Annotated in this window: 4 protein-coding genes; 2 read left to right on the top strand and 2 right to left on the bottom strand. The window is 57.5% G+C overall.

The features are described 5' to 3' along the window. On the top strand, nt 1-815 hold an 815-nt coding region (locus JJU14_RS15875; RefSeq protein ID WP_228614697.1), incomplete at its 5' end, for a glycoside hydrolase family 18 protein. A gap of 64 nt (nt 816-879) precedes the next feature. Beyond that, complete coding sequence (locus JJU14_RS15870) at nt 880-2,109, top strand: lytic polysaccharide monooxygenase (RefSeq protein ID WP_228614696.1); 1,230 nt, start codon at nt 880-882, stop codon at nt 2,107-2,109. A 10-nt stretch (nt 2,110-2,119) separates the two neighbouring features. Here the strand turns inward: JJU14_RS15870 and JJU14_RS15865 are convergent, their stop codons facing one another. Further along, a complete protein-coding gene (locus tag JJU14_RS15865; RefSeq protein ID WP_228614695.1) occupies nt 2,120-2,464 on the bottom strand; it encodes a hypothetical protein in 345 nt (114 codons plus the stop codon). Nucleotides 2,465-2,522: 58 nt separating this feature from the next. Beyond that, nucleotides 2,523-5,569 (bottom strand): phosphoribosylformylglycinamidine synthase (purL, locus tag JJU14_RS15860; RefSeq protein WP_228614694.1); only part of this gene is annotated, 3,047 nt, incomplete at its 5' end.

Here is a 5,569-nt window from a genome sequence, read left to right as displayed (position 1 = left end):
TGATCGACTTTATCCGCACCTATGACTTCTTCGATGGCATCGATATCGACTGGGAGTTCCCTGGTGGCGGTGGTGCCCTGCCCGAACTGGGCAGCCCACAGGATGGCGCCGGCTTTGCCATCTTAATGCGTGAGCTGCGTGAAGCGCTGGATGCACTCAGCCTGGAAACCGGCCGCGAGTACGAACTGGCTGCCGCCATGAGTGGCGGGGTTCAGAAGCTAAGCGTAGTGGACTGGGAAGATGCCCATCCGTACATGGATTTCATCAACCTGATGACCTACGACTACTATGGCGCCTGGAGCGGCACTCTGGGCCATATGACCGGCCTGTACCCTTCCGACAACTCGCCCATTGCCGGCTTCTCCGCCGATGAAGCGGTGCAGTACCTGCTCAACCGTGGCGTACCGGCAGAAAAAATCGCCCTGGGTGCTGCCATGTATGGCCGTGGCTGGACCAATGTCAGCGGTGTGGTCGATGGCAACCCCTTCAGCGGCATAGGTGGCGATGGCATCACCGGCGGCTGGGAGCGCGGCATCATGGACTACAAAGCCATTGAAACCGACTTTATGGGAGGTCCGGAAGCCAGTGGCATCAACGGTTTTACTGTCGGCTGGGACGATGAAGCCAAGGCCAGTTATGTCTGGAACCCGACCACCAACACCCTGATCAGCCTGGATACCAAACGCTCGGTGCGGGAAAAAGGCAGCTACATATTGCAGCATCAGCTGGGCGGCATTTTCGCTTGGGAAATCGATGCCGATAATGGCGCCATCCTGAACTCAATGCATCAGGGCCTCGGACACTCAGAACAATAACTTAATAAAAACAACGCCCGCTGTTGCAGCGGGCTTTTCTACATCGTTCAACAGAGGCACCATCATGAAAGCAATGACATACCCTAAGCTGAATTCGAAACAACTACTCACCATCGCTACTTTGCTGGCGAGCCCTGCTCTGCTGGCACATGGCTATGTGGAGTACCCCAAGGCCCGTCAGCAAATCTGTAAAGAAGATGGCGGCTATTGGTGGCCGGCCGATGGCTCCGGCGTATCGAACCTGGCCTGCCGCGCGGCCTTTCAACAATCGGGCGGCTATATGTATACCCAGCACCACGAGTTTGCTATCAATATCCGGGACTACCACAACATAGCTGCAGTGCGGGCGGCCATCCCGAATGGCACCCTGTGCGCGGCGAATGATGATCGCAAAGCCGGCATGAACATCGCCTCCAGTCACTGGCAAAAAACCGAAATTAACCTAGCTCAAACCCCGGTGTTGCCGGTACGTTTTCGGGCTACCACCCCGCACAACCCGAGTTTTTGGCAGTTTTTCCTGACCAAGCCCGGCATTGATCCGGCGGCCCGCCCGCTACACTGGGAAGACTTAGACTTGATTTATGAAACTGGCAATACACCGGCCGAAGCCGGCTATTACCTGTTTGATGTGCCATTGCCAGCGGATAGAAGCGGCCCGGCTATTCTCTATACCCGCTGGCAACGTAACGATGTGGTAGGCGAAGGCTTTTACAACTGCTCGGATATACTCTTTACCGGCGGTGGTGGCGGCAGCGATCCGGTTGACCCGCCGCCAGCCTGGTTTGATAAAGGCGCCTTTGTCGATTTGCAAATACCGGTTGCGGCAGGCGATAGTGCCCAGCTGCGGGTGTTTGACAGCCAGGGTCAGGAGCTGCTTGATCAAAGCTGGACCATCAATGCCGCGCAGTTGCCACAACAGTGGGCCTTTGATATCGCCAATCAGGTCAATGCCCAGCATGGCTCGCTGATCCAGATTGGGGTGCTAAGCAATAACGCCGTGCAGCTTAGTCCGGATTTAGCCAGTAACCGTTTTTACCTGTCGGACAACAGCTACTTTGTCAATCTGGATATCCGGGCTGGTGAAACCAACCCGGTGCCGGATGATTGCCAGGGGCATGATCCGGCAACTGCACCGGCTTACCCCAACTGGACCCAAAACGACTGGGCTGGGAACCCCAGCCATGCCGTCTCGGGTGATCTGATGCAACACCAGCAGGTGCTGTACCGCGCTAATTGGTGGACTCAGTCGACGCCTGGCTCGGACGAAAGCTGGACACAGATCTGCGCGTTCTAATCAGTCTGCTTTAATCACTCAGCTCAGGCAGCCGGATCAACTGATGCACCTGGATCCGGCGGCCTTCTTTGGGGCTTGCGGTAAAGCGGCCCCGAATACGCACCTGCTGCCCTACCAAATCCTGGACCAAACTGTCCGGGTGAATGCCGATCCGACGGTGGGCCTCATCTTCCAGCCAATAATGTCTGGGGTCGTCAAACGACTGCACCTGACCGGTGATCACCACCACATGGCCATTAAAACGCTCCGGTTCGGCCACCAGCTTGGCAATCGGCACTTCCAGCGCCGCATCGCTGCAACTGCCAAGCAGCCACAGCAACAACCCAGTCAGTACCAAACGAGCTGTCTGTTGCATGTTTTTGCTCTCCCAAAATAGCAAAAACCCGCGCCAGCGCGGGTTTTCAATCACAGCATTAGCCCAGCCAGACCCGGGCGTTGCGGAACATCCGCATCCAGGGGCTGTCTTCCTGCCAGTCATCCGGATGCCAGGAGTTGGCCACGGTGCGGAATACCCGCTCCGGGTGCGGCATCATAATGGTAGCACGGCCATCGCTGCTGGTCAGGGCGGTAATACCCGCCGGTGAGCCATTCGGGTTGGCCGGATACTGCTCGGTGACCCTGCCAAAGTTGTCCAGATAGCGCAGCGCCACAGTGCCACTGTTGTTGGCGGCAGCAAAAGCCTGCTGGCTGGCAAACTCAGCATGGCCTTCACCATGCGACACCGCAATCGGCATGCGCGAGCCAGCCATACCGCTGAAGAACAGCGACGGGGTTTCCTGCACTTCCACCAGGCTAAAGCGCGCTTCAAAACGCTCTGATTTGTTGCGCACAAAGTGCGGCCACAAATCAGCGCCGGGGATCAGGCTTTTCAGATTCGACATCATCTGACAGCCATTACAAACCCCCAGTGAGAAGGTATTGTCCCGCTGGAAGAAAGCAGCAAACTGATCGCGCGCCTGTGCATTGAACAAAATGGATTTAGCCCAGCCTTCACCAGCACCTAAGACATCACCGTACGAGAAGCCGCCACAGGCGACCAGGCCATCAAAGTCGCTAAGCTGACGCCGGCCAGACAAAATATCACTCATATGCACATCAATGGCACTGAAGCCGGCCCGGTTAAAGGCAGCCGCCATTTCCAGATGCGAGTTCACGCCCTGCTCACGCAAAATAGCCACTTTGGGCGCAGCGCCTTTGGCAATGTAAGGCGCGGCAATATCGGCGTTCAGATCAAAGGTTAAGCGGGTATTGAGGCCTGGATCGGCCTGATCGGCTTTGGCATCAAACTCCTGTTTGGCACAATCCGGGTTGTCCCGCATCGCCTGCATCTGATAGGTGGTTTCGGCCCAGATGCAGCGCAGTTTGGTGCGGCTTTGCTGATACACCAAGGCATCGCCACGACGCACCAGAATGTCGTCGCTGCTGTTAACCCAACCCAGCAGGTGGCTGCAGGCAGCCAACTGATGTTCGGCCAGCACTTGCTGCACATGCGCCAGTTTGTCATTGCTAACCTGCAGCACAGCGCCCAGCTCTTCGCTAAACAGCACTGCCAAGTCATCCTGACCAAGGGCTGCGATATCGACGTCAAAACCAGCCTTACCGGCAAAAGCCATTTCGGCCAGCGTCAGCAACAAGCCACCGTCGGAGCGGTCGTGGTAGGCCAGAATTTGCTGCTCACGCACCAGTTGCTGCATGGCATCAAAGAAGTGTTGCAGCAGCTCTGGCGACGCCAGGTCCGGTACATCTTGCCCCAGCTGTTGATACACCTGCGCCAGACAGGATGCACCTAAGCGGTTCTGACCCTGGCCTAAATCAATCAGCAGCAGGCTGCTGTCACCGCAGTCGGTGCGCAGCTGCGGCGTCACGGTTTTGCGAATGTCTTCTACCCGGGCAAAAGCGGTGATCACCAAGGATAATGGTGAAGTAACGGCTTTTTGCTCGCCATCTTGCTGCCACTGGGTTTTCATTGACATCGAGTCTTTACCGACCGGGATGGTCAGGCCAAGCTGTGGGCACAACTCTTCACCAATGGCTTTCACCGCCTGGTACAAACCGGCATCTTCGCCCGGGTGACCGGCCGCGGCCATCCAGTTGGCTGAAAGTTTAATGCGCTTTAGCTCACCGATATCGGTGGCGGCAATGTTGGTGATGGCTTCGGCCACGGCCATGCGGGCAGAAGCGCCAAAATCCAGCAAGGCCAGCGGCGTGCGCTCGCCCATTGACATGGCTTCACCATGGTAACTGTCGTACGACGCAGCCGTCACCGCACAGTTGGCCACCGGCACCTGCCAGGGGCCGACCATTTGATCGCGGGCCACCAAACCGGTCACGGAGCGATCGCCAATGGTGATGAGGAAGGTTTTCTCGGCAATGGTCGGTAAGCGCAGCAACCGCTCGGTGGCATCAGCCACAGTGACGCTATCGAGCTGCAACGGCTCACCAGCGGTCTGGCTGCTTTGCACGTCCCGGTGCATTTTCGGCGCTTTGCCCAGTAAGACATTGAGCGGTAAATCAATCGGCGTGTTGCCAAAATGCTGATCCGACAGCACCAGTTGCTGCTCGGCAGTCGCTTCCCCCACCACGGCATAAGGGGCACGCTCACGGCGACAAATGTCTTCAAACACCGCCAGACGCTCTGGTGGGATCGCCATCACATAACGTTCCTGCGACTCGTTGCACCAGATCTGCAGTGGCGACATGCCCGGCTCGTCGTTCGGCACCTTGCGCAGTTCAAAACGGCCACCGACGCCACCATCGTTCACCAGCTCAGGGAAAGCATTGGACAAGCCACCGGCGCCGACATCGTGAATAAAGCAAATCGGGTTGTCATCACCAAGCTGCCAGCAGCGGTCGATCACTTCCTGGCAACGACGCTCGATTTCCGGGTTTTCCCGTTGCACCGAGGCAAAGTCCAAATCTTCCGCCGACTGACCGGACGCCACCGAAGAAGCAGCACCGCCGCCCAAACCGATGTTCATCGCCGGGCCACCCAGCACCACCAGCTTGGAGCCTGGTTTCATCTCGCCTTTTTGCACATGATCTGCCCGAATGTTGCCCAAACCACCGGCCAGCATAATCGGCTTGTGGTAACCGCGCACTTCCACGCCGTTGTGGCTGTTGACCTGTTGCTCGTAGGTACGGAAATAGCCCACCAGATTCGGCCGGCCAAATTCGTTGTTAAAAGCCGCGCCGCCCAACGGGCCTTCCAGCATAATGTCCATCGCATTGACAATGCGGCTTGGCTTGCCAAAATCGGTTTCCCACGGCTGTTCAAAGCCCGGAATACGCAAGTTCGATACGGAGAAACCCACCAGGCCAGCTTTTGGCTTGGCACCCACACCAGTCGCGCCTTCGTCGCGGATTTCACCGCCAGAGCCGGTGGCCGCACCCGGGTAAGGAGAAATGGCGGTTGGGTGGTTGTGGGTTTCCACCTTCATCAGAATGTGGATCGGCTCGTGAT

This window comes from Alkalimonas sp., assembly GCF_020831925.1.
GTDB lineage: Bacteria > Pseudomonadota > Gammaproteobacteria > Enterobacterales > Alteromonadaceae > Alkalimonas.
Note: the sequence above shows the minus strand (reverse complement) of the source record. Positions and strands in the feature narration are given on the sequence as shown.